This is a genomic window from Cupriavidus pinatubonensis (assembly GCF_019602855.1).
Lineage (GTDB): Bacteria > Pseudomonadota > Gammaproteobacteria > Burkholderiales > Burkholderiaceae > Cupriavidus > Cupriavidus pinatubonensis.
Map to the genome: position 1 here is coordinate 1049916 of NZ_CP080766.1, position 26296 is coordinate 1076211.

The window sequence follows — 26296 nt, forward strand, 5'->3', positions numbered from 1 at the left end:
GGCTAGTCGAATATCCGGCCGGGATTCAGTATGCCGGCCGGATCCATCGCCTGCTTGATGCACCGCATCAGCGCGATCTCTTCGGGCTTGCGCGATACCAGGAGGTATTCCTTCTTCAGCCGGCCAACGCCATGTTCGGCGCTGACGGTGCCCCCGCGGCCCTTCAGTGCAGCGTAGGCCAGTTGGTCGACGAGGTGCACGCCGGCGTCGTCGACGGGGCCGCTGATCAGGTGGATGTTGTTGTCGCCCAGATGCCCGAGGAACAGGTGTTCCGCATCCGGCAGGCGATCCCGCAGCGCGGCTTCCAGTTGCCCGATGTAGCTGGCAGTCTCGCTCCACGGCAGGCCGAGATCGAGCGTCGCAGCCGGCTTGAGATGCGTGAGGACTTCCGGGATTGACTCGCGCAGACGCCAGAACGCTTCACGATGCGACAGCGATGCCGCAAATGCGCAGTCGGTGATCTCGCCGGCTTCCAGCGCATCGGACAACGCTGCTTGCAGCGCATCCTCCATCGATTGCCCGACATTGCCGGCCGCCTCGATCAGGACATGCCATGGCGCTGCAGCGACTGGCGCCGGCTGCCCGGTCAGGCGCGACGCAAGACTGACGAAACGGTCGGACATGAATTCGAACGCGCACATCGCCGAACCCAGGCGGCGCTTGAGCGCACGCAGCAGTTGCGGCAGTGCCTCGAAGCGGGCGGCCGACACCCACGCCGCCGCCAGATCGCCCATCGGCGGATGCAGCCGCAGGGTTAGCCGTGTGATGATGCCCAGCGTGCCTTCGGTTCCGATGAACAGGAACCGTGGATCCAGTCCCGTGCTGTTCTTTACCAGGCGGGAGAGCGAAGAGACAGCAGTGCCGTTGGGCAGCACGGCCTCGACGCCGAGCACGGAGTCGCGCATTGTCCCGTAGCGCATCACGCGGATACCGCCGGCATTGGTCGATGCATTGCCGCCGATCTGGCAACTGCCGCGTGCGCCGAGGTCGACCGCGAACATCCAGCCCTGATCTGCCGCCGCCTCCTGGACCTGCTGGAGCGTCGCGCCAGCCTGGACCTGCATCACGCCTTCAAGAGCGTCGATCTCTTCGATCCGGTTCATGCGTTCGAGGTTGATCACCACGTCACCCTCGCCGGGCACCGCACCGCCGGCCACCCCGGTCAGGCCGCCCTGCACCGTGATCCGGCGCCCTTCCTCGTGGCAGCGGCGCACGATGGCCGCGACTTCCGCGGTCGTGGTTGGGCGATACACTTGGGCGGGTCGTCCAACGGCGAGTCCGCTCCAGTCCCTTAGAAAGCGCTCATCGATCTCGGTCGACGATGCGAGTTGAAGCTGGTCGTCCATGATGTCGCTCCCTGTCTTATGCAGCGGTCTTTGCCGTCACGGGCGTGGATGTGGACGAGCCGAGCGTATGGGCCATATCGGGGCCGCCGTAGTGCTCGATCAGGGCGGCTTGATCACACTTGGCCTGCCGATCAACAGCATCGGGGTCGCAGATCGCCAGCAGGGCCTCGTGCATGCTGGCAAGGACCGGGGCGTATGCCGGATCGCCAGCCAGATCGGTCAGTTCCTCGGGGTCTGACTCCAGGTCGAACAACTCCGGGCGGAAGCCAACGTAATGGTGGTACTTCCAGCGTCCCTTGCGCAGCATGAAGCCACCCGCATTGCTGCCTGCCGCGTGGTACTCGCTGAGGATGACCCGATCCGGTTCCGGCGCCGAGCGCGCAAGCTCGAACAGGGAGCGGCCGGGCCGTTCATCGATCTCCGTCGCCGGATCGACACCCGCGCCTTGCAGGATCGTCGGGAACAGGTCCAGCAGGTCGACAGGGGTGTTGCACACACCGGGCGTGACAATCGGGCCGGCCAGCAGCATCGGCACCTTGACGCTCTCTTCATAGAGGGTCGACTTGCCCCAGACACCACGCGCGCCGAGGTTGTCCCCGTGGTCGGAGGTGTAGACGATGTGCGTGGTGTCTTCCAATCCGTTGTCGCGCAGCGCCCCGAGGATCTGGCCGACGTTGTGGTCGAGCCAGGTGCAGAGCCCGTAGTACGCGGCGAAGGCGCGCAGGCGTTCGTCAGCATCGGCGAACTGCCGTTCCGACGCCATGAAGTCGCAATACTCCCTGACCCAGGGATGCTGTTCGTAGCCGGTACGTGGGTGCAGCTTCGGCTCCGGCAGGCCGTCGGTCGGGTAGAGGCTGTAAAACTCTTCAGGTACGACGAAGGGGAAATGCGGCGCGACCAGGCCGACGTACAGCACAAAGCCGGCTTCCTGGCGCTGTGCCGCCTCCTGCAGCCATTGCACCGCCCGTTGCGTTACCGCCCGGTCGTATTGCGTGTACGACGACTCGCCGGGGCCGATGTGCTCGCCCAGCATACGCGGGCCGTTTTCGCGTGGACGAAACGGATTGCGGATCGACGCCCAGACCATGCCGTGGCCACCGACCACGTGCATCGGCAGGTGCTCCGCATCGAAGCCCGCCGGATCTTCTTCATTGCGGTAATGCAGCTTGCCGATACTTTCGACGCGGATGCCCCGGTCCTGCAGCACATGGCCCCAGCCGCGCTGCTCGCCCGTATACGGCATGGCGTTGTCCCAAAGCCGGACCTGATGTACCCGCCGGCCGGTGGCAAAGGCTGCACGGGCCGGGACGCAGATCGGGCTGGGTGTGTAGGCGCTGGAGAAGCGCACGCCGCGGGCGGCCAGTGCATCCAGGTTGGGAGTTTTCACGAAGGGATGCCCGGAGCAGCCCATCATTCTCGGGTCGTGCTCATCGGACATGATGACCACAACATTCTTGCTTGCCATGCTTGTCTCCATCGAAGGCGTCTCAGTGCGCTCTGGAGACAACTCTAATCAACCCGCTGCGCCGAAACCAATACTGTCTCGGACTAGGAAGGTTTCATTTTTTCTTATAGGTCGCCCCGACCGTCCGGCCGGGCAGCGCGCCGCGCTCCACGAGGTCACCGACAATGTGGGCGATGAGGTCACGGATTGCCGCGGCAGCAGGAGACAGGGGCCGGTCCCCTGGCCAGACCAGCGCCTGGATGCGGGTCAGGTCGGGTTCCGTCACCGGGCGTCCGACAATGGATTTGGCCGCGACGGCCTCGAGGCAGGCGCTGGGCGGCATCACAACGTACGCGAGTCCGTCACGTGCCAGCGCGATCAGCATCTGCGGGCTGTTGAGTTCGTACCGGACATCAAGGGAACGGCCGATGGCATGGGCCGCACGCTCGATGATCTTGCGCAGGTCATGCGCGCCATCCGGCGCGGCCAGTGGCAGTTCTGCCACCTCCGCGAATGTCATCGTTTCTGGCTTGCGGCGCATAGCGGCACGCGTGCCGTACAACATGAAGCGCTCTTCGTAGAGAGGTATAGAGGCCATTCCCTGGATTTCCGAGGGGCTCGGCATGAGGGCCAGATGCGCCTGCCCCGACTCGACGAGCGCGCGCGATTCGAAGGACATGCTTTCGCGCACGGTCACTTCGATGCCGGGATACTCGCGTGCCACGGCGCCAAGCAGCGGCGCAATGACGGCGCCGGCAATGGATCCGGCAATCGACAGACGCACACTCCCGGTCGGAAGGCTTGCGCGTCCGTCGATGTCGTCCTTCAAGGCGTCGGTACGAGCGAGAATGTCGATGGCACTCGTCAGTAGCCGCTCACCGGCCGGCGAGATTTCGACGCCACGAGCATGGCGCTCGAACAGCTTTGCGCCCAGGCTGTCTTCCAGTGAGGAGATATTCTGGCTGAGAGCGGGCTGGGCTACCCGCAACCGCTCCGCGGCGCGCGAAAAGCTGCGGCTCTGCGCGATCTCCACGAAGTACCTGAGTTGACGCAGCGTGATGTTCATATGGCCCGTCCCTCCCGTGTCAGCCGGTACTCTTTCGCCAGCCTCTGGCGTGCCATTTTAAGCACTTATTGCGGTGAACTGACGAGAAGAAAGGCAAGTACATTGGAAGGCGCACACTGGGCCGAAGTCTTCCCAGAACTCAAGGCTCGGGCCTTGACCCTCGATCGACCGCAGCGACGCTTTACGGGTTTCACAGACTCACGCCGTCATCCGAACGACACCTTCTCCCACGATACCGGCCAATGGCTTACGAAGCGCGAGTGGCCGACACGGGTCGTGGATTCAACCCGTCGATGCAACACTAGACGCTGCGTGAGCAGTGGAGGTGTTGCAAATGAAACAGAGGCGCAGGATCTACTACACCGAGACTCAAAAGGCACTGATGTGGGAGCGGTGGCGAAGTAAAGGCGCTAGCGTAGCGTTTCCCTCAGCGCAACCCGCAAAAATTCCCGCAGGCTTTGCGTCTGCGGGTCTGCTCCGGCATCGAGCCGCCAGATCAATCCGACGTCCATGGACGGCACCCTGTCAGAAAGGCCGCGCCGCAGAATGCGCTGCCCTTCAAGCGACCAGGGTCGGTAAACGAGATCGGAGAGGATCGATACGCCGCGCCCCGACGCCACCAGACTGCGCACGGCCTCGATCGAACAGCTTTGCAGCCGCACGCTGGGCGAAAGCCCGTACTGTCCCCAATACTTGATCACGGTGGCGATATGTTCGTCCATGTCCAGCAAGATATAGTCGTGCTGCGCCACGTCGGACAGGCTTATCTCTTCCTGCTGCATCAGCGGATGGTCCGGATGCCCCCAGAGCTGACGCGCCGAGCGCAGCAGCGTTTCGCAGCCAACGTGCTGCATTTCAGGCAGGTTGGAAACCAGTAGCAAAGCGAGGTCGAGCTTGCCTGTCTCGATATGCGCCTCGATATCGCCGCGCGGTCGCTCCAATATCTGCAGTTCCAGTTGCGGAAACTTCTGTTCGAGGGCGGGCAACAGCTTGGGCAGAACGTATGCCGTGATGGTCTCTGTGACGCCGAGGCGGACGACGCCTGTCAGCGTTGCAGGGGCGACCGCGGCCGCACTGACTGCCTCGCGCACGGCCACGTCGATCTGCTGCGCATGGCGCAAGAAGCGAATGCCCGCAGCAGTCAGCTTTACCCCGGCGGCGTGCCGCGAGAACAGCGGCGCGCCCACGACCTCCTCCAGCGCCTTGAGCGATGCCGTCATCGAGGACTGCGAAACGTGGCAGCGCTGTGCGGCGCGCGACACCTGTCCGGTCTCGGCAATGGCAACAAAGTGCTGTATCTGTTTCAGTGTCGGCAGCATCGATTTTTCCGATATTGCAATGTCAAAACTATGAATTAGCTATAACGCTCCATGCTAGCTAGCATCCAGCTCGAAGACAAGTTGCTGGGATCTGGCGATGAGCGAAGTAGAAAAGAAGGGGTTCTGCACGTTGTGCCGTTCCCGTTGCGGTACGGTCAACGTCGTCGACGGCGAGACGCTGGTCGCGGTCCGCCCCGACGGCGATCACCCCACCGGCAAAGCGATGTGCCTGAAGGGCAAGGCTGCCCCGGAACTGGTGCACAGCGCCGATCGGATCCTGTACCCGATGCGCAGGACCCATCCGAAAGGGGCGGACGACCCGGGCTGGGTACGCATTTCCTGGGACGAGGCGCTCGATGAAATCGCCGCGCGCCTTCTGCACGCGCGCGCCACGCGCGGCGCCGAGTCCGTCGCGTTCGCGGTGACGACGCCTAGCGGTACAGCGCTGTCGGACAGCATCGACTGGATCGAGCGCTTTGTCCGCCTTTATGGCAGCCCGAACATCTGCTACGCCACCGAGATCTGCAACTGGCACAAGGACTTCGCACACGCCTTCACCTTCGGCCGCGGGATGCCGACGGCGGACTACCGCAATGCCGGGCTAATCTTGCTGTGGGGGCACAATCCGACCAATACGTGGCTGTCGCAAGCCGAGGCAATCGGCGCCGGTCGGGCGGGCGGGGCCAGGCTTATCGTGGTGGACCCGCGGCAGACAGCCCTGGCGGAGGACGCCGACCAGTGGCTGCGCGTCAAGCCCGGCAGCGATGCTGCGCTGGCCATGGCGCTGGCCAACCTGATGATCGAAGCCAATGCTTTCGATATCGATTTTGTCAGGCGCTGGACCAATGGCCCGTTGCTCGTGCGCCAGGACAACGGTGCCTTCCTCCGTGGGGGCGACATCGGCCTGGCGGATACGGATGCCCTGCTGGTCTGGGACGCACGCCAGCGCATGGCGGTGCCGGCCGGCAAAGGCGTCGATGACGCGCAGCATATCGCGCTGCGCGGTACCTTTGCCATCCCGCGGATCGGCGGCGGCGAGCGGAAGTCGCTGCTGTGCCAGCCGGCCTTCGACTTGTATGCCGCGGAGTGTGCACGCTATACGGTAGAGCGCGCGGCCGCGCTCACGTGGATCCCGGAGGGCGATATCCGGCATGCGGCGAGCCTGATCGGAGCGGCGGGCCGCATCGCGTATCACGCCTGGTCCGGGGTCGGTCAGCATGAGAACGCCACACAGACGGAGCGCGCCATTGCGTGCCTGTATGCGCTGACGGGCAGCTTCGATCGCCGCGGCGGCAACCGTGTCTATAGCAAGCCGCCGTTCAACGCGGTAAGCCGGTTCGACTTGCTGAGCCCGGATCAGGCGCACAAGGCGCTGGGGCTGGATGCGCGGCCGCTCGGTCCACCGGCGCAAGGCTGGGTCACGGCGCCGGACCTCTACCGCGCGATCACGCATCACGCACCTTATGCGGTCACGTCGCTGATTGCATTCGGCACAAATACGCTGTTGTCGCAGCCCGATGTGGCCAACGCAGAGCAGGCCCTGCGTGAGCTGGAGCTCTACGTGCATTGCGATCTCTTCGAGAACCCTAGCGCCCGGCACGCGGACATCCTGCTGCCAGTGAACACGCCCTGGGAACGCGAGGGCCTGCGAATCGGCTTCGAGGTGTCCGCCGACGCCGAGCAGCTCGTGCAGTTGCGCCAGCGCATGGTCGCGCCGCGCGGCGAATCCCGCTCGGACAACGACATCGTGTTTGCACTGGCTGCGCGCATCGGACTCGACGAAGCCTTCTTCGGCGGCAGCCTTGAAGCCGGCTGGAACCACATGCTGGCGCCGACGGGGCTGACCGTGGCGGCGCTGCGCGACGCCCCCGAAGGGATACGCGTGCTGGTCGAGGATGTGGAGATGAAGTACGCGGCCGGCACCGACGGTCAGCCTTTCAACACGCCGACGGGGCTGGTCGAGCTCTACTCCGAGCGCCTGCTCCGTCATGGCTATCCACCGCTGCCCGGCCTGCCAGAATCGGCATGGAACGATGCAGGACAGACCAGTGCATCGTTTCCCTATCTGATGACGTCGGCGAAGAACGGCTACTACTGCCACAGCCAGCAACGCGGCGTGGCGTCCTTGCGCCGCAAGGCATTGCTGCCGCAGCTCGATATCTCCAGCGACATCGCCGCGGCCAGGAACATCCGCACGGGAGATCCCGTCCGGGTGTCGACGCCGGCCGGCAGCGCGCGATTTACCGCGCGGGTCCAGCCAGGCCTGCACCCCGCCGTGGTGGTTGGGGAGTATGGATGGTGGCAAGGGTGCGACCCCATGGGGCAACAGCCCACCGCCGTGCTTGGCACGGACAGCGCAAACTTCAACGCACTGATCGATGCGACCCGGCAGGATCCGGTTAGCGGCTCCTCGCCGCTGCGATGCTGCCACTGCAACGTGGAACGCGACGCCACGCTCGACATACGACGCAGGCGCTGGGAAGGATATCGACCGTTCCGCATCGTCGGGCTGCGCAAGGAGGCAACCGATGTGACTGCGGTGGACCTGGAGCCGGCCGACGGCGGCCGGCTGCCGGACTACCTGCCAGGCCAACACGTGACCATCAGGCTCTGTGTTGACACGGGCCAACAGGAGGTGGTTCGCTCGTACTCGCTGACCGGGCCTGCTGTCGTCGCCGATCGCCGCCGCTATGCGATCGCCGTGCGGCATGCGAGGGCGCGGCTCGCCAGCGGCGAGGTCGTGTCCGGCGTCGCCTCGTCCTTCATCAACACGCGACTGGCGATCGGCGACACGATCGAGCTGCGCGCACCCGCTGGCACATTCGTCATGCCAACGCGTACAGCAAGACCGTTGGTCCTGCTTGCCGGCGGCATCGGCATCACCCCGTTCATCAATCTGCTGGAATCGCTCGTCGGTCAACAGGACCCGCCCCGGATGCTGTTGCTGTATGCGAACCAGAACGGCACCACGCACGCTTTCAGGGACCCGCTGCGCGAACTGGAAGCGCTGATCCCCGCACTCAAGGTGATCAATTTCTATGACGCTCCCGCGGACGGCGACATCCTTGGCAGCGACTTCCAGGTGCATGGGCGCGTCACTGCGGCGGCTGTGCCGGACGCGCTGCTGGCCTCGCGTCCGCTGGTCTACATGTGCGGGCCCGACGCCATGATGACGGCGTTTGCCGCCGGGTTGGCCGCGAGAGGCGTGCCGCGCTTCGATATCCAGAAGGAAGTTTTCCGTTCGCCGACGGTGCGGCGAATCGAGGCGAGTCAGGCCTTCCAGGTTCAGTTCCGCAGGTCTGACATCACGCTTTCGTGGCGCTCCGAGCATGGCCCCCTGCTTGGCTTCGCCGAGGCGCTGGGCATTCGGCTGCCCAGTGGCTGCCGCGTCGGCCAGTGCGAGAGTTGCGCCGTCCGGATCGTATCCGGAACCGTACACCACTTGCATGGCGAGGCGCCCGATGACCCCGGCGTATGCCTGGCGTGCCAGGCGGTGCCTGCCAGCGACCTCGTCATTGACGCATGAATCACCATTCCCATTTTCTTGAAGAGTTATCGCCATGCTGAACATCGATGCGCCCACCACGCGGGCGTCCCTGCCATTCGACCGCCTTGTCGCAGCCCTGAAGGACGCGTTCGCATCGGGTTGCGAGGTGCCGCTTCGGCACAGCCATACGGTCACGGCCGCGCCGGGCGAGCCAGGCACGCTTTTGCTGATGCCTGCGTGGAATGCGGCAAGCGGGTACATGGGCGTCAAGACCGTGTGCGTTTATCCCGGCAACCACGGTCGCAAACTACCGGGGCTCTATTCGACCTACATCCTGTACCGTGCGGAGACAGGCAAGCCGCTGGCGTTGATCGACGGCAATGAGATTACCTCCCGACGGACGGCCGCGGCGTCGGCCCTCGCGGCGTCCTTCCTGTGCCGCGCGGATGCGAGTTCCATGCTGGTGCTTGGCGCCGGCCGCGTGGCCGGTCTGCTTCCTTATGCCTATCGCACCGTGCGCCAAATCCGGCGCGTCGCGGTGTGGGATATCGACACGGACCAGGCCCATCGGCTCGTTGCCCGTCTGTGCGCCGACGGCTTTGATGCCGATGTGGTCGACCGGCTCGATATCGACACCTGTGCCGTCGATATCGTCAGCGCGGCAACGTTGTCCACCGAGCCGCTGATCCGCAGGGAATATCTGCGCCCCGGCACCCACGTCGACCTGATCGGGGGCTTCACCCCTGCCATGCGAGAGGCCGATGACGCGTGCTTCGATGGCACGTCGGTGTTTGTTGATACGGACGAGGCCTTCCGCAAGGCCGGTGACTTGCTGTCGCCTGTCGCCAGCGGCGTGATCGGCCCCGAAGAGATTCTCAGCGACCTGGCCGGCCTGTGCAGGGCCGAGCATGCAGGAAGGCGCTCGGCGCAGGAGATCACGGTGTTCAAGGCGGTGGGGACCGCACTGGAAGACCTGGCCGCGGCCGCCATGTGTTTCGAAGCCGTGACGAACCATTAGAACGATATAGGAAACTGCCAAAGGAGTTCAGCATGAAAGAGACAACAAGCATGGCATTCCCGGATGCCGGGAAGCTGCAACAAGGCGGACTGGAACGCCTTGCGATACGGGTGACTGACTGGTCCGAGCGGTGGTTCCCGGACTCGTATATTTTTGCGGCCATCGCCGTGGTCGTGGTGGCGTTGGGCGCAATGTTGGTGGGCGCGCCAGCGCAGGCCGTGGCGAAGGCCTTTGGCGACGGCTTCTGGAGCCTGATCCCTTTCACCATGCAGATGGCAGTGGTCGCGATTGCCGGCTACGTGGTGGCGGTGTCGCCGCCGGCAGCCATGCTGATCAACCGTCTGGCAGCCTTGCCGCGGACAGCGCGCGGTGCCGTGGCTTTCGTCGCGCTCGTGAGCCTGTCGACGTCGCTGCTCAACTGGGCAATCAGTTTGATCTTCAGTGGCTTGCTGGTACGCGCAATTGCCAGGCGGCGCGGCTTCCGTGTCGACTACAGGGCAGCCAGCGCGGCAGCCTACCTTGGCATGGGGGCAACCTGGGCACTGGGACTCAGCTCCTCCGCCGCGCAGCTACAGGCAAATGCCGCCAGCCTGCCCAAATCTCTGCTGGATATCACCGGGGTCATCCCGTTCTCCGATACGATCTTTCTTTGGCAATCCATGGCGATGACCGCCGTATTGATCGTCGTGTCCCTGGCGGTGGCGTACTTCTCGGCCCCTACCGAGGCGCGTGCTCGCACGGCGGCCGATATGGGGGTTGACCTGAACGATGCCGATGAAGCGGTCGCGCGGCCATCTCGGCCAGGTGAATGGCTGGAATACAGTCCGATCCTGACGTTGGTTCTGGTCGCCATGGGCGCGAGCTGGCTCTATCAGGAGTTTTCGACCAAGAATCCGATTCTCGCCATCTCCAACCTGAATACCTACAACTTCCTGTTCCTGCTGCTCGGCATGCTGCTGAACTGGCGTCCGAAGCGCTTTCTGCGCGCCGTCGCGAAGTCCGTGCCGTCCACGGCCGGCGTCCTGATCCAGTTTCCGCTGTATGGCGGCATTGCCTTTATCCTGACCAAGGCGACCGGCGGCAACGGCGCCCCGCTGTCGCACCATCTGGCGTCAGCCTTTGTCTCCATGGCGACCACGGAGTCGTTCTCCGCGGTCATGGGAGTGTATTCCGCCGTGCTCGGCTTCTTCGTACCGTCCGGCGGCGGCAAATGGATCATCGAAGCTCCTTACGTGATGCAGGCCGCCAACGAACTAAAGGTACACCTTGGCTGGGCAGTACAGGTCTACAACGCCGCTGAAGCGCTGCCGAATTTGATCAATCCTTTTTGGATGCTGCCGTTGCTCGGTGTGCTCGGCATCCGGGCCAAGGACGTGGTCGGCTTCACCTTCACCCAGTTGCTGGTGCATACGCCGTTAGTTCTGCTCATGTTATGGGCTTTCGCCGCGACGCTTTCCTACCATCCTCCGGTGATGCCCTGAGGGCGCCCGGACCTGGCGAGCGCCGTGTGCGCGCGTCATGGCGCCCTCTGCCCTCGCTGATCTGGGACCGGGAAGATTTGTTGGCAGCGCGCTCACACGACCGCCTGATCCATTGTTGCGCGCACGGCGGCTTCTGCTGCATCGCCGAAGGCGCCGATGAACACCAGCGCCGATTCGCTCATGCGATCGGTGCATGCCAGTCGGCCGATACGCAGACGTCCTCCGACCAGATGGACTTCGTGCAGACACACATCGCCGGCCAGCCGCACTACCCCTTTGGCGCGCAGCAGGCGCACTGGCAAGTTTTTGAGTGCCTGGCACAGGCGACTTTTGTCAAACACGCGGCCGGTGCGGTATGCGAGAGTGCGTATGCCAGCGTGCTGCGCCGCCCCGGACACGCTATGCCAGCCTTCTCGACCGTCTAGCAGTCCCGGTGAGACAGGCCGAGGCTCGGCCACGTCCGCAAAGACTTCCCACGGCACGTCGCCATGGTGTGCGACCAACACCGTCGCCTGCGGCGCGATTTCCGCCATTAGCGCCCTCGCCCTTTCAAGGCCTGTCGGCCCAGCCAAATCCGCCTTGGTCAGCACTACCGCCGACGCCCCAGTGATCTGCCGCCGCACCATGTCGCCTACGAGCGGATCGGCCAGACGCTCGAACACGCTTTCAGCGTCAACCGCCACCACGACGCCGTTGAGTCGAAGCGCTGCATCGAGCAATCCGACCTGTGCAATCCGCTGCGGGTCGGAGACCCCGCTCGCCTCGATCACCAGCAAGTCAGGGCGCTTCTCGCGCTGGCCGATTTCGACCAGCGCGGCGGCCAGCCGTCCTCCAATCGAGCAGCAAATGCAACCGTTCTCCAACTGAATCACGTCGTCGCTGCGCGAGCGAACGAGTACGGCGTCGATATTGATCTCGCCAAAGTCGTTGACGAGCAACGTGATGCGCCGGCCCTCGCCGTTGGCCAGCAGACGGTTCAGCATTGTCGTCTTTCCCGCCCCAAGATAGCCGCCGACGACGACCATCGGCACCGGCGCGCGCTTATTCATCGCGTCGGCGCAGGGAAAATACGTCCCCCGAGCACTGTGCCCCACACGCGCGTATCCTTGAGCCGTTCGGCGCCAAGCGCAATCGGGTCGTCGTCGAGCACGGCAAAGTCGGCCAGCTTGCCCGGCTCGATGCTGCCGATCAGGCGGTCGAGCTTCAATGTGTATGCCGCGCCGAGCGTGACCGCGTGCAGTGCCTCCTCGAGGGACAGTCGTTCACCCTCGCCGAGCACGCGCCCCGCCGCCGACTGCCGCCACGCCGCGCACCACGCGGTAAAGAGCGGATTGAGCGGCGTGATCGGCGCGTCTGAATGCACCGACAGCGGGATCCCGAGCTTGCGTGCGGTACCGGCTGGGTTCATGCGCGCCGCGCGCTCGGGGCCGACGGTCTGCGTCGAGTGCGCCTCGCCCCAGTAATAGAGGTGGTTGGCGAAGAAATTGATGCACATGCCAAGGTCCGCGGCACGGCGGAGTTGCGCTTCGTCGGCCAGTTGGCAGTGCTGGAGCGTGTGGCGATGGTCAGCGCGCGGGTGGCGGGCGAGCAGCGTCTCGATGGCGTCGAGCACGACTTCGGTGGCTTCGTCGCCATTGGTATGAATATGAAGTTGCAGGCCGGCCCGGTGAAATGGCGTGAAGGTGTCGAGCAACTGGTCAGGCGGGATCAGCCACAGGCCGTTCTCCTGGCCGCCCGCGTAGCCGGGGGCGCGCAGTCGCGCGGTAAAGCCCTGGATCGAGCCGTCGACGATGAACTTGACAGGACCGAAGTGCAGCTTGTCTGAGCCCCCTTCCTGCGCCGCCGCCACGCGTGCGAGGCCGCCTTCCGGATTGCGCTGCGGCGCAAACGCGGGCACCACGCGCAATGGAAAGTTGTCGGAACTCGTGACTTCGCGCAGTGTGTGCAGACCAAGCGGCGACAGGTCGCTCACAAGGTCGGTCGCAGTCGTCACGCCTGCAAGTTGAGCCACGCGACCGAATCGGCGTACCGCTTCCGGGTCCTCTGCCGCCGCCAGCGACAGGCCCTTGCCGAGCACACGATGGACCGGAAACATGGCCGCAAACTCCTGCAATTCGCCCGTGGGCTGCCCGTCGGGAGCCCTGTGGATACCGTCGATGTCGGTGTCCTCGTTGATGCCGGCCAGATCCAGCATGGCCGAGTTGACGTTCATCAAGTGGACGCTCGCGTGCATCACCGCGATCGGTCGCGACGCCGACACGCGGTCCAATTCCCGCACCGACAGCCGATCGGTGCCGAAGTAGATCGGATCGAAGCCCCACGCGAGCAGCGGCTTGCTTGCCTCCTTCAATTGGCTTTCGGCGCCCGCCAGGCGGTCGATGACCTGGTCGAGCGTGCGCAGCCCGCGCCAGAGGCGTCCGTCCGGGTCGCGCCGGTCGAAATAGCCGACGTAGACCGCGTCCCACATCGCACCTTCCATCAGATGGCAGTGGGCTTCCACCAGGCCCGGCATGAGTACCTTGTCGCGGAACGTGTCGACCGGCTCGGCGTCGGGCCACGGGGCCATTTCGGCGGGGCCGCCGACCGCGAGGATTTTGCCGCCCCGCACAGCCACGTGGGTGGCCTCGCGCTGCGCGGGATTCATCGTAAGGATCTTGCGTGCTGCGAAGACCTGTGTAGTCGTAGTCATGATCGGTTCGATAATTCAGGCGGCCTGCACGCGGGTGAGGCGCGGGGCGTAGTGGACGAAGGCGCTGACGAGCACGTTGACGGCGAGCGCGATGAGGCCGATGTTCACGCCGCCGAAGTCAGCCTGCTGCAGATAGAGCGCCATCGCCAGGATCTGGCCGGTCAGGATGCCCGCCCCGATGGCGAGCGGCCGGACGCGCAGACCGAAGAGAATCACGATCACGCCCGGGAAGAACTGCGTCACGCCGTAATACGCGGTGTTGATCAGCGTGAGCATCAGGTTGGGCGTGGCGAGCGTCATGCCGATCGACAGCACCAGATACACCACAATTACCACCTTCGCGCCCCGCTTCTGCTTGCTTTCTGGCATCCCCGGCAGCAGATTGCGCGTGACGATCGGACCGATTGCGAGGCAGATCCCAGCCAGCACCAGCAGCCCCGACAACGCTGCGCCCGCCCCCACCAGACCGAGCAGCCATCCCGGCAGCAGTCGCACCGCCGCCGCGAAGAACGCTTCGTTCGGCGACGCGAGGTGCAGGTTCTGGCTGATTGCGTAGTACGACGCCAGCACGAGGAACGGGTACATCAGCATGTACAGCGGCATGTAGATCTGCGTGCGGCGAATCGTGTCGGCACTTTTCGCGGTGAAGAAGTTCTGCACCGCGAATGGCATCACGTAGAAGCCCATCGCCTGGAACAGCATGGTGCTCATCGAGAAGCGCAGTTGCGTGTCGGTCATCTGGTTGCTGACCTGCACGCTCGCCACGTGGAACACGTCTCCCACGCCCGCCTTCATGCCCACGGCCACGCCGGTGGCAACAATGGCCACCACCATCAGGATGTCCTTGAGGATGGCGATATAGGCCGACGCGCGCACGCCGGAGATGGCGATGTATGTGAACGCGAGCGCGGCCGAGATCATCACGAGATAGACCGGCGAGAACTCCCAGCCGAGGCCCTTGAGCGCCGCTACCAGGCCCGTAAATTGAAGTTGTCCCCAAGGCAGGAGAAACAGGATCGATGACCCTGCCACGATCAGTTCGAGCGTACGGTTGCCATAGTGGCCCTTGAACAGATCGGCCATCGTGATCGCATTGAACTTTGCGCCTGCGCGCCAGATGCGCGGACCGAGAAAATAGCCAAGCGGATACGCGAGCAGGATGTAGCCAAGGAACCAGACACCATAGGTCGGCCCCTTGGCGTAGATACCGCCCGGAAAGCCGACCATCGTGCCAATGCTGTAGATCTCGCCGGCGGCGAGGAAGAACACAAGGAAGGCGCCGAACTGGCGCGATGCAACGAAGAAGTCGTGCATGCTCTGTGCGCCGTGGCCCTTCTTCGAGCGAATGGCAAGGTAGAGCGACAGGACGAGAAAGCCGAGGAATACCGCGCTGGTCATGTTGGCTCCTTCAGCAGGGGTCGGCCGCGGGCACGACCTCGGTGTCAAGCGAATCGGCGCGTCGGTCGAACAACCACCAGCACGCGAGCATGCAGCCCGACGTCAGCACAAACCACAGGAAAATCCACGCATAGATGAAGGGCACCCCGAGCACGAAGCGCTCGACCGACGCTACCCACGGCAGCATGCCGATCACGCCGATGTACGGGATTCCCAAGCCTATGAACAGCTTGAGCATGTCTGTCTCCATTTCGATGTTGAGGCGGCTGTCGGGAGTCCGGCGCCGTCCTTTCTTGGTTCTCATGTTCGATTTCTTGTTGTCTGGCCATCTTAGGGAGTCCAGAGGTATGATTCAAATGCAAATTAATAACGATTTCCATAACATCGACGCATGGATACGCAAAAGCTGCTGCATCTGCTCGCGGTGGTCGAGCACGGGACGTTTTCCGAGGCCGCGCGAGCGGTCCACCTCACGCAACCGGCATTGAGCCGCAGCATCCGGTCGCTGGAAGACGAGGTGAAGGCCCCGCTATTCGACCGCGGCGCGCGGCGTGCGCGGCTGACGGTATTTGGGGAACTGGTGGCCGAGCGTGCGCGGCGCATCCGGCTGGAGGAGCGCCAGTTGAAGCGCGACCTGGACCTGCTGCGTGGTGGCGAGGAAGGTTCGATCACGGTCGGCATGGCGCCTGCGCCGGCCGCGCTGCTGCTCACGCCATTCCTGATCCACATGGCGAGCAGCCACCCGCGCATCAAGGTGCGTATCGAGACAGGCGCCACCAGTGCGCTGCTCGACAGGCTGCGCAACGAGTCGATCGACGCCATCGTGGGGGACGCTTACGTGTTGCGCGCCGCGGACGACATCGACATGGATCCGCTCGGCGACCTTCCCGCGGGCCTTGTCTGCCGCGCGGGCCATCCCATCCTGAACGAACCGATGCCCGACATCGCCACGATCGGCCGCTGGCCGGTGGCCACGACCACGCTAAGCGCGGTCATCAGCCGCCAGCTCGCCGATCTGTGGGGACCAGAGGTCAACCCCGACACGTTGTTCACACTGATCTGCGACAATCTCGACATGCTACGCAGCGTGACGCTCGCCACTGACACGCTGCTGTTCGGCGTATTGCCTATCACGCGCCATGAGCGCGCAACGGGGCAGATGGTTGAGGTGGCAATGCCTCCCGACCCCAGCCGTTGCGGACGGTATGCAGTGGCGCGGATGGGCGCAAGGTCGCTGTCACCAGCGCTCGCCGCGCTGTATGGCTTCACGCGCACGCACTGGCAGGAATTGTCGCAGGATCCCGCGTAAGCGGAAAAATGGACACTTTGTTTGCCAGCCGTCGCATAGCCGACCGGCGACATCAGCCGTATTATCCAGCCGGCGGGCATCGTAGTTGCGACGGCCAACGAGTCATCTGGCGTTGGCCTATCAACGTGTAACCGGGTCGCGCCCACCAGTGCCGCCATGCCACTCGGGGCGGTTCTCACCGCCGATCTTGAAGGCGAATTTCTGGCTCAGGTGCCGGTACCGCCGGGTGTTGAGCAGATCGTAAAAGGGCGCGAGCCGGGGCCGCTGATCGGTCGGGTCGACCAGCATCGACAGGTTCTTGGCGTGACTGTCGTATAAAGCGCACGACGAGACGCGCAAGCAATTCCGTGCCGCCATGTGTCATGCACCGGAATGGCGACGCGCACAAGGGCTTCTTAATGCAGGGTGTAGAGAGTCTGCCGCCCCTCGACATAGAGGGCCATGGCGATCTTCAGGATCTCATTGCGATGCCGGTCGAAGGAGGCCAGCACCCCGGCTTCGTCAGAACCGAGAGCGGAGTCGAAATTCATCAGTACGCGGTCTTCCACAAGGAAGGTAATTTCGCGTGCGTTGTCGTAACCCCAGAACCACACGCCATGCCTGGTTCCATCATAGCTGCGGCTGGGGTTGGGAAAACTGAGTGCCATGTGTCGTCCTGCGTTCTACGCCTTTGATGGACCGGTTTGCACGCTCACTACCAACGCGAAGCGCTCCCGCTAATGCGTATCGCCTTTCATGCTCTCGGCTTCCATCGCGGCATGCAATTCCTCATACGCCTCGATTGGCTCCATGTCCTGATCGACGAACGCGGCTGCGCGCTCTGCGGCGGCCACCGCGTCGGGCGGGCTGTCGCTCTGGCTGTCGTCCTCGGTACTTGGCGGCAGCAGCATGTCCTCAAGCATCCCGCGTAGCTCCGGGGTATTCCATGGCTTGCCCAGCCTGGCCTTCCTGTTCAGGTAGTGACGGATTTCCGAGTCTTGCTCGGCGGTGAGCGGAAGCCCTCGGAAAGTGGGGTCCGTGTTGTGATGAATCATGATGCGCCTCCCGATGCGGTCTGCGCTTTCAATGTAGAGATATCGATTCCCTGCGGTGAACGTTACAAGTTGCGTGTGATCACTGTGCCGCGTGTCCGCGGCCAACCGATTCACGTCTTCTTCTTGGCGACACCTTCGTTCCCAACCCGCGAATGAGCCGTGCTGAACGGGGTTGCCGGCACTGACGGCTTCTTGGGCTGCTTGGGCTTTTTCGCTTCGCGAGTGCTGCGTAGTTGACTCTTGGCCATGGTGTTGCTCCTAGTGCGTTGCTTGCCAAGGTGGCAGTCCCAGCATACGCGCTTAGAAGCGCTAACAAAATGACTTTCATGAGATGGCGCCAGCAGATGATGCAGCAAGCGATTTTCAGGAAGGCTTCATGTATGAGGGCGAGTCTCTCGAAGCGAACTCGCAGTCGAGTGAAATTGTGCAACCAGGCGATCGTTCGTTCCACAACCCAGCGGGTCTTGCCAAGGCCGCTGCCGTGCAGCTGGCCCCAGCGGGCGATCTCCGTGGCGATGCTGACGGCATGTAGGGGCTTGCGCTATTTGTCGTGGTGGTATCCGCGATCACTCTGCAAGATGCTGGGCTTGGATAGGGGACGACCACATTTGCCACGGTTCGGAGGAATGGCCTCGATCGGCGGCAGTCGGGTGACGTCGTTGCGGTTGGCGCCCCAGTCAGGATCCTGACGGGCATGCGTGGCAATTTGCCGATCGAACCAGGCGATTTCCTGGTTAAGCGCTTGCCACTGTGCCCAGGCACACATCATGTCCAACTGCAGGCCCGCGTCGGCTACTACCAGGCCCTGGTCGCAGTAGCCAACAAGCACGCCAGCATTCTTTGGGCCATCCTCGCGAAAGGGGAAAAAATTCGAATCCACATCCCTGGAATTGACCTCGCCTCATCCGCTATCTTGAACCGAAGAGGAGGTGCTCATCATGCCCAAGAGCCTCCGCAGCGCGCTGGGCTATTGCTTGCCGCTTGTCTGCGAACAGCGTCAAGGCCGAAGCACAACGAAACGCGCTCGCCAGCGAGTTGTCCACCGCCGGACGGCGTCGTGGTCGGCAGCGGCGACCCCCCGCCCGCCCGCGGACAACTCGCGCCACGCCACCACAAACCGATCTTGCTATAGGGCGAGGCTCCTTATAGGTGGATTGGCCCTGAACTCACCCTTTCTCAAGGAGCGCAAGCATTGATCGCATGATGGCTAACAGGTTGGACCGGGGCGAGGAAAACCCGATAGGGAAAGTGAGCAGCTTCATGCTCGGTAATCAGATGGGGACCTCGTCAGCGAATTCCATATGGGCCAGCAGGCTAGATCCTTCATGCTGCCATGTATCGCAACCACGCACAGGTCACTTGCGTGGCGGCCGTAATGCGCTATTTCCCCTCGTCCGGCACGTTATACATCTCGCGTAGCCGGCTGGCGAACGGGCGGATCATCTCCAAACATGCGGCGCTGTTGCCGCCTTCCATGGTTGACAGACTCCAGTTGCAGCCCCCGGCATCTGCGGCATGCCAGAGCACGTCGCCAAAGCAAGCGCCCTCACATTCAGAAAATTTTGCCTGTTCCGCGCGAAGCATGGCGCGCAGTTCGGCCTTGTGCTTGAGCTGTCTCGACATTATGTCCCCTCTTTCTCTCTCGATCGGAGCCTATGGCATGGCCGCCGGGACTACCTCACCTCGCCTTGACGAAGGTGGACATGCCGTCAATCGCATCCCTGGCCGACGACAAGGCCAGCGCGGTGGCAGCGTGCGGCGCACTGGCGAAATGCTGGATCACGGCTGGCAGCCGTCTGCGCGAACCCATTCCTGTACTCACTTGTGTAATCGTTACGGTAGCGAGGAAGCGCGACTGAACCCGGTCCCCGCCGGGGACTGCACCGGGTGCGTGACGCACCCTCGCAGATACCCTGAAACCTTTGTAGATTGCGTTGTTCTGCGACATGTCGGTCTCCTTTCATCACCGAGCATACGCGGATATGCCGGGATGTGTCCGATTTACTTTTGGCGACAAGGTGGCAATGTCATCGCGCGCCTTTGCCACTCCATGGTCAAGCGCCGCATCGGCGCTGCGAAAGTAGTCGGTGCCGTCAATGAGATCGTAGGAATGTACGCTGAGAAGATCGCCTCTGATGGGCCGGCAATCCGGACGGGCAATCGAGTAGCGTACTACGTAGCCAATCGCTCCGGCCAACTGGGTGGTACCGAGGTGTTGCTCAGCTTCGATCAACACTTCATATTCACCAATCGTGACGCGTCTTTGCATATCTGACCTCCGCACTGGGCCTCTGTTCATTCGTCCATTCCAGGAATAACGTCCACGGCCGCCTTATCGTTCAGGCTGCCTAACGTACGTTTCCGGGAGCGCATTGGCAAGGCCAATCCGAAGCGGCAGTCATTGCCATCTGAAATTCGGCATCAGGTCACTACGCTCGTCGACCCCGACCCCGCCCAGTTCGTTGATGAGCTGCTTCAGGGCTTCTTTCGATCGCGAATCGCAACTGACGATCATCAGCAATTGGCCCGGTGCGAGTTGCGCATTCCGCCGCCACAGTGCAAGGCGAACGATCTTGCCGCCGACCAATCCGCAGACCCACCATCCGATCATCGCGCCAAGCATGACAGCACCAACATACGCAATAGCAGTGGCGCCGGCGCCGGCTGAAGCGCCGTATCTGAAGATGACAAGCGCTCCAACGAGCGCGCCGACGAAAATTCCTGTGATCGCCGCCTCTTCCCGGTACGTAGTCTGACCGACGTCGATCGTTGGCAATCCGTCGACGGGCTGATTGTCGCGCTGGACAAACCACGGCCCTGCGACGAGTGCCTGGGTACCGGCGAAATCGCCCAATCGCACTTTTGCCAGTCGCGCCGTGGCGGTGTCTCTCAGACTAAAATACAGCAACGTACGCATGAAGTTACCTCACGCAATCTCAGTGCCCATTTCCGGCGAGCCGGCGGATGCTTGCTTGATGACTACGGCCGATGCTCCTCATGGCTCTGGTTCGGGTGCAGGACGGTGACCGCAGGTCTGGCCAGCCTTCGTTGACAGCACGATCCCAGTCAATCAGCAGCGTGATTGCCTGATGCCACTGGGACGCTGCCAATCGCATGACTCCGAATCGCTGGGTATTTCCCTTCGACGGCCTGCCCACCTGGCGGTCGCGTAAAAGGCGCGTGACATGTATAAACCGGTAAGTGGTCTCTGCAGATTCTTTCGGCACGATATCTTCCTTCATCGCTTGCCACGCTGGCATAGTGATGGCAGTGTTGAAAAATTGTCATCGTTGTGGGCACCGATCTTCCATTGCCAGCGGGTAATCATTTCCACCCATATCGCGTTGCTGGAGATCGTCACGGCATCTTCATCACGATGAGAGCACGGCTCCGCCAGCCCGAAACGCGGGAGAGCAGCCACGAAGGCGGAAGCCAACTTTGCAATCGGTCTTGCGGAGAAGCGTCTCCCTTGCCAGACATCGGTTGCATCGATCCCGGCGAAAGACTGACTTATTAATAACTGACGATTGGGGGGCTGGGCGAACGGCGGTCGCCGCGTGGCATCTTGCATGAATTTTCCAGGAGTCCCCATAAGTGACTTCAGGAGTCACCAGTCCTAAGACGTCATCGAGGGGGAAGGCCCGGAAACGAGTGATCGGCGGATCAGAGGCACTTGGCTTCCGAAACGCTACAACTAGCAGTATAGGGGGCCGATGCACACCGTCCTATCTCCCTTACAAATTGGGCGCCGCGCAACTGCTGCCCAGCTAACGCGGACCGGTCGACCGCTTCTGGCGCTACACTGAATTAGAAGGTCCGATCCGTTCCTGCGGCCGACACCATCTCCCGCCTCCACATCGTACAAGGTCAGCAATGAACCGCCTTCGGTACTCGGTGAACCTGTCCTACGAGATCTTGGATCCCACAGGAGACTTTCTGTTGATTGTCGAAGCTGCGAAGACCGCAAGACAGTCCGTTGTCTCCGAGCGTCTGGCACTCACGCCACCGGCTCACGCCGCTCGCTACACGGACCCACTCGGCAACCGGCTGCTCAGGATACGTGCGAATAAGGGCCCCTTGGCCATCCGCTATGAAGCTGTGGTGGACATCGATCATCGTCTGGACGATGGCATGTCGCTAACGGAGGTACCCGTCGCCGAACTCCCCTTCGATGTACTGTCGTACCTGGCGCCGAGCCGGTATTGCGAATCTGACCGCATGATGGAGTTCGCCATGCGCGAGTTTGGCAGCATGCGCCCCGGCTATTCGCGCGTGTATGCAATTCGGGAGTGGGTGCGCAACCATGTGCGCTTTCTTTCGCGATCCACCAATGAGCGCACCTCTGCGATCGATACGATTGTCGAGCGCACCGGCGTATGCCGGGATTTCTCCCACCTGATGATCGCGATCTGCCGCGCCCTGAGTATTCCCGCCCGTATGTCCAGCAGCGTGGACTATGGCGCGGACCCCACCTTGGGCGCGCCGGACTTTCATGCGGTCGTCGAGGTGTTCCTGTCAGGCGGATGGTACCTGCTCGACCCCTCAGGGGTATCCATTCCGACTGGCCTGCTGCGCATCGGCACCGGCCGGGACGCAGCCGACATTCCGTTTGCTGCCATATTTGGCAAGGTCGAGTCGAAGCGGCCCTTTATCGAGATCCAGCCAATAGCCGACCCGGTTGCCGGGATTGGCCTGCCGCTCGCAACGACAAGCGCCATCTCCACGTGGTAACCAGCATTAGCGCACTTCGCCTGTCATCCCCTCGATTTCCAAGGCGGCGTTCCAATCCTCATATGCCGCAATCGGATCCATCGCCTCATCGACGAACGACGCCGCACGTTCCGCGGCAGCCGACCGCCCTAGGAGTACATCTTCCTGACCGCCCTCCTCGGCCTTCGGCGGCAGCAACATGTCTTCGAGCATCCCGCGTAATTCCGCGGTATCCCATGGCTTGCCAGGCCTCGTTTTTCTGCTCCGATAGTGGCGAACCTCCGAGTCTTGTTCGGCGGTTAGTGGCAGGCCTCGGAATGTAGCGCCTGTGTCAGGATGGATCATGGTGCGCCCCCCTCAACGATCGGCATTCGTTGAATGAAGAGGTATCGCCCAGCGGCGATATCGCGCCTTGCCTGGCATTTGCCCGGCTTACGACTTCCTCTTGGCGAGACCATCGTTCCGAACCCGCGACTGAACTGTGCTGAACGGGGTTGCCGGTACGGAAAGCTTCTTGGGTTGCTTTGGCTTTTTCGCTTCTCGGTTGCCGCGTAGTTGGCTTTTTGCCATGAGAACTCCTGCTGCATTGCTTGCCGGTTGGCAACCCCAGCATACGCGCTGAAGCTTCGGCAAAGGAATTTTTTCGTCCAACCCATGACTTTGTCGCGACTGAACCCTTCCGCCTCGCGGCCCGCCGCCAACTCAGTCAGATTCAGGTTATAGCGATGCAACACACTACGGCGGCGTGAATTGGGTACATCGCAAGCAGAGATATCCAAAAGTGGTATCATCCAATTTCGTCGATACCCATCGACGCCAAATGCGCTGTCCGCAAGACATTATCATTAGAAGAGTATCAGCGGCAGCACGGGCGTACACCCGAATCTTTCGCGGCAACAACCGGCCGCAACCTTTTCCGACCCGCGGCACGTCCGCTCCGCAGCCACTGCGCATGTACCAGGCGCGCTCGCTGATGCAAGAACGGTCAATTTCACACCAGTTTCTCCACCTGCACTAGAGCGCGGGACTCGACACTGATTTTTCCAATGGCAACCGATTGCGGGGACCACGCGCGCACCGCTCCCACAAGGGAACACCAGACGCCCCCCCCCCGAAACGAGCGCCTTCCGAACAGGCAACAGTTTGAATCACAGCATGACCCCGTTCACCGTTTCGGTGTACCCCATCCAACAAGAGCCCGGCGTATGGTTCGCGAATTACATGATCTCCGAGTACAAAGACGGCGCTGAACGCATCGTCGCCAACGTCTCGATGCGCCATGCCACACATCACACCGAAACCAAAGCGCGGCAAGCCGCCCGTCGCGCAGGGGAAAGCGCAGTCGCGCGCATACGGTTGCAACCATCCGCGCATCGGCATACGGCACTCGCTTCCACGTTGCCGCGTGGCATTCGATAAAACTTAAAGGAGCATCCTTGGCAAAAGAAGAACTGGTGGAGTTTGGCGGAAGGGTCTCCGAAGTCCTCCCGGATAGCCGTTTTCGCGTCACCCTGGAGAATGGCTTCGAAGTCTGGGCCTATTCGTCCGGGCGGCTTAAGAAGAATCGCATACGAATTCTCGCCGGAGATCGCGTCACGCTCGAGATGTCGCCATACGATCTGACAAAGGGTCGCATCAACTATCGTCACAAGGTCTGAGCGAACGCTGTTGCCGTATTCCTAATCTGAGCTGGCATGGTGCAGAGGTTCCTCCAGACAGACACCATGCGAGCGCGCGGCTTCCCGACGCACCGTCGCTCGCTATCCCGCATCCCCAATACCATCGCGTTTTTGCAAGCCAATTTCGGGGCTTATGGGACGCTTTGACTTCGTAGCCGAAAGTAAATCGGACACGCCGCTGTCGTGAGCGTATGCTCGGTGATGAAAGGAGACCAACATGTCTCAGAACAACAGCATCTACAAAGGCTTCAGGCTATCTGCGAGCGTACGTCGTGCCTCCAGTGGCATCCCCGGTGGCGACTCGGTTCAGCCGCGCTTCCTCGCTACCGTAACCATCATGCAAGTCTGTTCAGGAATGGGTTCCCGAAGACAGCTGCCACCGTTGCTCCAGCATTTCGCAAACGCGCCGCACGCTGCGATCACGCTGGCCCTCTCGTCCGCCAGGGACGCGATCGATGGCCTGTCTACCTTCGTCAAGGCGAGGTAATCCGTCGGCCATGTCGCGGGCTTAGATTAAAAGTGTGGTGGCATGACATTTTGCATGGATTCTCCGCGGCCCCGTAGGCGTCTTCAGGAGTCACCGTCCTAACGCCTTGTGACTGTCGCCGTTGTCTCCCGGCCTGGCGAGGCGTCACGCCCCCCCTATGCCGGGAGTCTTGACAAGCCGTACCAGTCTGCGGTTGACGTTTCGTGTACCTCGCGATGGAAGGGGACAAGGCGGGACAGAGACCGCTGGCGGTCGGATGGCGCAGACGCCGAAGTCCCGGACAGCAAGTGGGACGAATTGCGTCATGACGAGATTGCACCGGATAGAGGAGATGATTTTTGTCGTGAGACTACACCAGCATGTCTCGGGACGGTGCCACGCCGTCAAAGGATTAACACAATCCGTTTCTCAGCGGCGGGCCGGATCGCGCGTTGTGTGCCACGCCTTGCGGCGCTGAGGATATGTCCCGAAAAACGATCGCACCCCTACCGAGCGGCCACTACTGGGCCACGCCCCACGCGCCCTTTGCGCTGGACGGTCCGAACGGCCACGACGAAGTGTTTCCTGGCGCCCACTGCGTCAGCGACGGCAAATGGGTCACCTTCTATAAGAACGGGGAAGAGGTATGGGCGTGCAATGCCATGTATGCTGCCGCCCATTTCGACGTTCCGCCCCTTTCCAGTGCCTGCGCGTCGACGGCCGACTGAGGGGCGCACGACTCCGACCGGCAGGGATACCCGCCGCATCTGACATAAGCGCCGCCCAACAGCAATTGCGCGATAGCAATTTCTTTCTGATCGGGTGTGTGGTGGATGGCTTGCCATCGACGCTGCCCCATGTGAAAGTGGAAAGCTGAAGCCGCTTGCCGTCACCAGTGCGAAGCGCATTTCCGTCTTGCCCGGACGTTCCGACGGTCGCGGAGTCGGGATTGACCGGTTTCGAGATGGTTTCCTGGTATGGCTTGTAGGGGCCGGCGAGAATGCCCGCAGAACTGACTCAACGTATTAGGAATGAAGTCGCGAAGGCGTTGGCTTCGGAAAAAGCCATCAAGGTATTGGGCGATTATGGATTCAGCTCCACCGCTTCCGAGCCGGCGGACTTCACCACATACATCAAGCAGGAGAAGGCCAGATTCAGCACCCTGATCAGGGAGGCAAATATCACGCTCGACTGAGCGGCACTTGGAGGGCCACGATGAGCACATTTACCGCACGCGACCGAGCCAGCGCGGTGGAACGCATCCATGGTCGCGCTGCCGGCACGCTTGAGTTGGACTACGAGAACGCTTGGCAGGATGCGGTTGAGCTTGAGCAACTCGGCCGACAATTCGGTGTCGACGTCCAGTACCGCGCCGTCGAGCATGTCTCCGTGGCATCCCCCGAAGCATTGGTGCGCGGCCTGCGCATGGAAAAGGCCACATTCAGGCAGCGCTACCTCTACTGCAGGTTTGACATGGCCGCGCTGTCTGAGGATACGCTGCGCGATCTGGAAGATCTTGCCATTGAACACGGCGACTACCTCATGCCCGCTAACCTCTTTACGGAGGCAACGCTGACTTGGATGTGAGCGGCCAGTGGCGCTTGAGGATGAGCTGACACGGATACTACATTTTCCTAACGGATCAATACCTTTCAGCGGCGCATATGTCGCATAAGGCATATCTCGATCGAAGGCCGCGTTTTGAGGCTCGGCTGGAATTCGTGAAATTTTCGCCAAATATGGAGGACGCTGCCCCTCCCGAACGGCACAGGCGAGCGCCCAACGCCATCGCCCGCGACAAGAGAAAACGGAGGTCAGAGACGAATCTTCCTTGTCCCGCCTGCACGTCC

At 62.4% G+C, this 26296-nt stretch carries 30 protein-coding genes and 1 pseudogene; 11 read left to right on the forward strand and 20 right to left on the reverse strand.

Annotated elements, in window-relative coordinates; genetic code table 11:
• Positions 1-2: 2 nt before the first annotated feature.
• The 4 genes from K2O51_RS04725 to K2O51_RS04740 all read right to left on the reverse strand — a co-directional run bounded on the left by K2O51_RS04725 (position 3) and on the right by K2O51_RS04740 (position 5175).
• Positions 3-1346 carry an FAD-binding oxidoreductase gene (locus K2O51_RS04725; protein ID WP_011301870.1) on the reverse strand — a complete coding sequence of 448 codons (1344 nt, stop codon included), beginning with the start codon at positions 1344-1346 and terminating at the stop codon, positions 3-5.
• A 16-nt stretch (positions 1347-1362) separates the two neighbouring features.
• On the reverse strand, positions 1363-2811 hold the full coding sequence (locus tag K2O51_RS04730) for a sulfatase family protein (protein WP_011301869.1): 1449 nt from the start codon (positions 2809-2811) through the stop codon (positions 1363-1365).
• 94 nt (positions 2812-2905) lie between these two features.
• Positions 2906-3856: a LysR substrate-binding domain-containing protein gene (locus tag K2O51_RS04735; protein ID WP_140948859.1), complete on the reverse strand. Its 951-nt coding sequence runs from the start codon at positions 3854-3856 to the stop codon at positions 2906-2908.
• A gap of 410 nt (positions 3857-4266) precedes the next feature.
• A complete protein-coding gene (locus K2O51_RS04740) occupies positions 4267-5175 on the reverse strand; it encodes a LysR family transcriptional regulator (RefSeq protein ID WP_011301867.1) in 909 nt (302 codons plus the stop codon).
• Positions 5176-5272: 97 nt separating this feature from the next.
• Between K2O51_RS04740 and K2O51_RS04745 the strand changes: the two genes are divergently transcribed.
• From K2O51_RS04745 to K2O51_RS04755, 3 genes are read left to right on the forward strand one after another with little or no spacing between them, the layout of a single operon-like run.
• The gene (locus K2O51_RS04745; protein WP_220630559.1) at positions 5273-8701 is read left to right on the forward strand and encodes a molybdopterin-dependent oxidoreductase; all 3429 of its coding nucleotides are present in this window, start codon (positions 5273-5275) and stop codon (positions 8699-8701) included.
• A 34-nt stretch (positions 8702-8735) separates the two neighbouring features.
• On the forward strand, positions 8736-9680 hold the full coding sequence (lhpI, locus tag K2O51_RS04750) for a bifunctional Delta(1)-pyrroline-2-carboxylate/Delta(1)-piperideine-2-carboxylate reductase (RefSeq protein WP_011301865.1): 945 nt from the start codon (positions 8736-8738) through the stop codon (positions 9678-9680).
• Between the two features lie 32 nt (positions 9681-9712).
• Positions 9713-11161 carry a short-chain fatty acid transporter gene (locus tag K2O51_RS04755; RefSeq protein ID WP_011301864.1) on the forward strand — a complete coding sequence of 483 codons (1449 nt, stop codon included), beginning with the start codon at positions 9713-9715 and terminating at the stop codon, positions 11159-11161.
• Between the two features lie 92 nt (positions 11162-11253).
• On the opposite strand, the gene K2O51_RS04760 is transcribed toward K2O51_RS04755, so the two are convergent.
• Genes K2O51_RS04760 through K2O51_RS04775 form a run of 4 tightly spaced genes read right to left on the reverse strand, consistent with a single transcriptional unit; the run spans position 11254 to position 15486 of the window.
• Complete coding sequence (locus K2O51_RS04760) at positions 11254-12210, reverse strand: CobW family GTP-binding protein (RefSeq protein WP_011301863.1); 957 nt, start codon at positions 12208-12210, stop codon at positions 11254-11256.
• On the reverse strand, positions 12207-13850 hold the full coding sequence (locus K2O51_RS04765; RefSeq protein ID WP_140948861.1) for an amidohydrolase: 1644 nt from the start codon (positions 13848-13850) through the stop codon (positions 12207-12209). The genes K2O51_RS04760 and K2O51_RS04765 overlap by 4 nt, the downstream gene beginning before the upstream one ends.
• Positions 13851-13865: 15 nt before the next feature.
• On the reverse strand, positions 13866-15248 hold the full coding sequence (locus K2O51_RS04770; RefSeq protein ID WP_011301861.1) for a sodium:solute symporter family protein: 1383 nt from the start codon (positions 15246-15248) through the stop codon (positions 13866-13868).
• Positions 15249-15258: 10 nt separating this feature from the next.
• On the reverse strand, positions 15259-15486 hold the full coding sequence (locus K2O51_RS04775) for a DUF3311 domain-containing protein (RefSeq protein ID WP_041680362.1): 228 nt from the start codon (positions 15484-15486) through the stop codon (positions 15259-15261).
• 153 nt (positions 15487-15639) lie between these two features.
• Between K2O51_RS04775 and K2O51_RS04780 the strand changes: the two genes are divergently transcribed.
• Positions 15640-16557 carry a LysR family transcriptional regulator gene (locus K2O51_RS04780; protein WP_011301859.1) on the forward strand — a complete coding sequence of 306 codons (918 nt, stop codon included), beginning with the start codon at positions 15640-15642 and terminating at the stop codon, positions 16555-16557.
• A gap of 120 nt (positions 16558-16677) precedes the next feature.
• Here the strand turns inward: K2O51_RS04780 and K2O51_RS04785 are convergent, their stop codons facing one another.
• The 10 genes and pseudogenes from K2O51_RS04785 to K2O51_RS04830 all read right to left on the reverse strand — a co-directional run bounded on the left by K2O51_RS04785 (position 16678) and on the right by K2O51_RS04830 (position 21162).
• Positions 16678-16845, reverse strand: a complete 168-nt coding sequence (locus tag K2O51_RS04785) for a hypothetical protein (RefSeq protein WP_181184349.1) — start codon at positions 16843-16845, stop codon at positions 16678-16680.
• Positions 16846-16952: 107 nt separating this feature from the next.
• Entirely contained in the window at positions 16953-17204 is a 252-nt protein-coding gene (locus K2O51_RS04790) for a DUF1488 family protein (RefSeq protein WP_011301858.1), read from the reverse strand.
• A 69-nt stretch (positions 17205-17273) separates the two neighbouring features.
• Positions 17274-17591 carry a hypothetical protein gene (locus K2O51_RS04795; protein ID WP_011301857.1) on the reverse strand — a complete coding sequence of 106 codons (318 nt, stop codon included), beginning with the start codon at positions 17589-17591 and terminating at the stop codon, positions 17274-17276.
• A 110-nt stretch (positions 17592-17701) separates the two neighbouring features.
• The gene (locus K2O51_RS04800) at positions 17702-17839 is read right to left on the reverse strand and encodes a hypothetical protein (protein ID WP_166487123.1); all 138 of its coding nucleotides are present in this window, start codon (positions 17837-17839) and stop codon (positions 17702-17704) included.
• Positions 17840-17928: 89 nt separating this feature from the next.
• Positions 17929-18264 (reverse strand): annotated as a pseudogene (locus tag K2O51_RS04805) (transposase); the annotation flags it as partial.
• 707 nt (positions 18265-18971) lie between these two features.
• Positions 18972-19214, reverse strand: coding sequence for a hypothetical protein (locus K2O51_RS04810; protein WP_011301856.1), 243 nt, complete (start codon positions 19212-19214; stop codon positions 18972-18974).
• A gap of 55 nt (positions 19215-19269) precedes the next feature.
• Entirely contained in the window at positions 19270-19539 is a 270-nt protein-coding gene (locus K2O51_RS04815; RefSeq protein WP_011301855.1) for a hypothetical protein, read from the reverse strand.
• Between the two features lie 15 nt (positions 19540-19554).
• The gene (locus K2O51_RS04820) at positions 19555-19860 is read right to left on the reverse strand and encodes a hypothetical protein (protein WP_245001842.1); all 306 of its coding nucleotides are present in this window, start codon (positions 19858-19860) and stop codon (positions 19555-19557) included.
• A 129-nt stretch (positions 19861-19989) separates the two neighbouring features.
• Positions 19990-20508: a hypothetical protein gene (locus K2O51_RS04825; protein ID WP_220630561.1), complete on the reverse strand. Its 519-nt coding sequence runs from the start codon at positions 20506-20508 to the stop codon at positions 19990-19992.
• A gap of 321 nt (positions 20509-20829) precedes the next feature.
• On the reverse strand, positions 20830-21162 hold the full coding sequence (locus K2O51_RS04830; RefSeq protein ID WP_140948863.1) for a hypothetical protein: 333 nt from the start codon (positions 21160-21162) through the stop codon (positions 20830-20832).
• Between the two features lie 302 nt (positions 21163-21464).
• Here K2O51_RS04830 and K2O51_RS04835 point away from each other — a divergent pair, with 302 nt between their 5' ends.
• Positions 21465-22322, forward strand: a complete 858-nt coding sequence (locus K2O51_RS04835; RefSeq protein WP_220630562.1) for a transglutaminase-like domain-containing protein — start codon at positions 21465-21467, stop codon at positions 22320-22322.
• 6 nt (positions 22323-22328) lie between these two features.
• Here K2O51_RS04835 and K2O51_RS04840 read toward each other — a convergent pair whose 3' ends face one another.
• A complete protein-coding gene (locus tag K2O51_RS04840) occupies positions 22329-22646 on the reverse strand; it encodes a hypothetical protein (protein WP_011301849.1) in 318 nt (105 codons plus the stop codon).
• Complete coding sequence (locus K2O51_RS04845) at positions 22643-23080, reverse strand: hypothetical protein (RefSeq protein WP_166487062.1); 438 nt, start codon at positions 23078-23080, stop codon at positions 22643-22645. Before K2O51_RS04845 ends, K2O51_RS04840 begins: the two co-directional genes overlap by 4 nt.
• A gap of 376 nt (positions 23081-23456) precedes the next feature.
• Here K2O51_RS04845 and K2O51_RS04850 point away from each other — a divergent pair, with 376 nt between their 5' ends.
• From K2O51_RS04850 to K2O51_RS04880, 6 genes are all read left to right on the forward strand, one after another.
• Positions 23457-23720: a hypothetical protein gene (locus K2O51_RS04850; RefSeq protein ID WP_049796526.1), complete on the forward strand. Its 264-nt coding sequence runs from the start codon at positions 23457-23459 to the stop codon at positions 23718-23720.
• A 17-nt stretch (positions 23721-23737) separates the two neighbouring features.
• Positions 23738-23959 carry a translation initiation factor IF-1 gene (gene infA, locus K2O51_RS04855; RefSeq protein ID WP_011301847.1) on the forward strand — a complete coding sequence of 74 codons (222 nt, stop codon included), beginning with the start codon at positions 23738-23740 and terminating at the stop codon, positions 23957-23959.
• Between the two features lie 238 nt (positions 23960-24197).
• Positions 24198-24467 (forward strand): hypothetical protein, encoded by a 270-nt coding sequence (locus tag K2O51_RS04860; RefSeq protein ID WP_011301846.1) that lies wholly within the window; start codon positions 24198-24200, stop codon positions 24465-24467.
• A 461-nt stretch (positions 24468-24928) separates the two neighbouring features.
• Positions 24929-25174 (forward strand): hypothetical protein, encoded by a 246-nt coding sequence (locus K2O51_RS04865; RefSeq protein ID WP_220630563.1) that lies wholly within the window; start codon positions 24929-24931, stop codon positions 25172-25174.
• Positions 25175-25446: 272 nt separating this feature from the next.
• Positions 25447-25641 (forward strand): hypothetical protein, encoded by a 195-nt coding sequence (locus K2O51_RS04875; RefSeq protein WP_049796524.1) that lies wholly within the window; start codon positions 25447-25449, stop codon positions 25639-25641.
• Between the two features lie 20 nt (positions 25642-25661).
• The gene (locus K2O51_RS04880; protein ID WP_011301843.1) at positions 25662-26033 is read left to right on the forward strand and encodes a hypothetical protein; all 372 of its coding nucleotides are present in this window, start codon (positions 25662-25664) and stop codon (positions 26031-26033) included.
• The last annotated feature ends 263 nt before the right edge of the window (positions 26034-26296 follow it).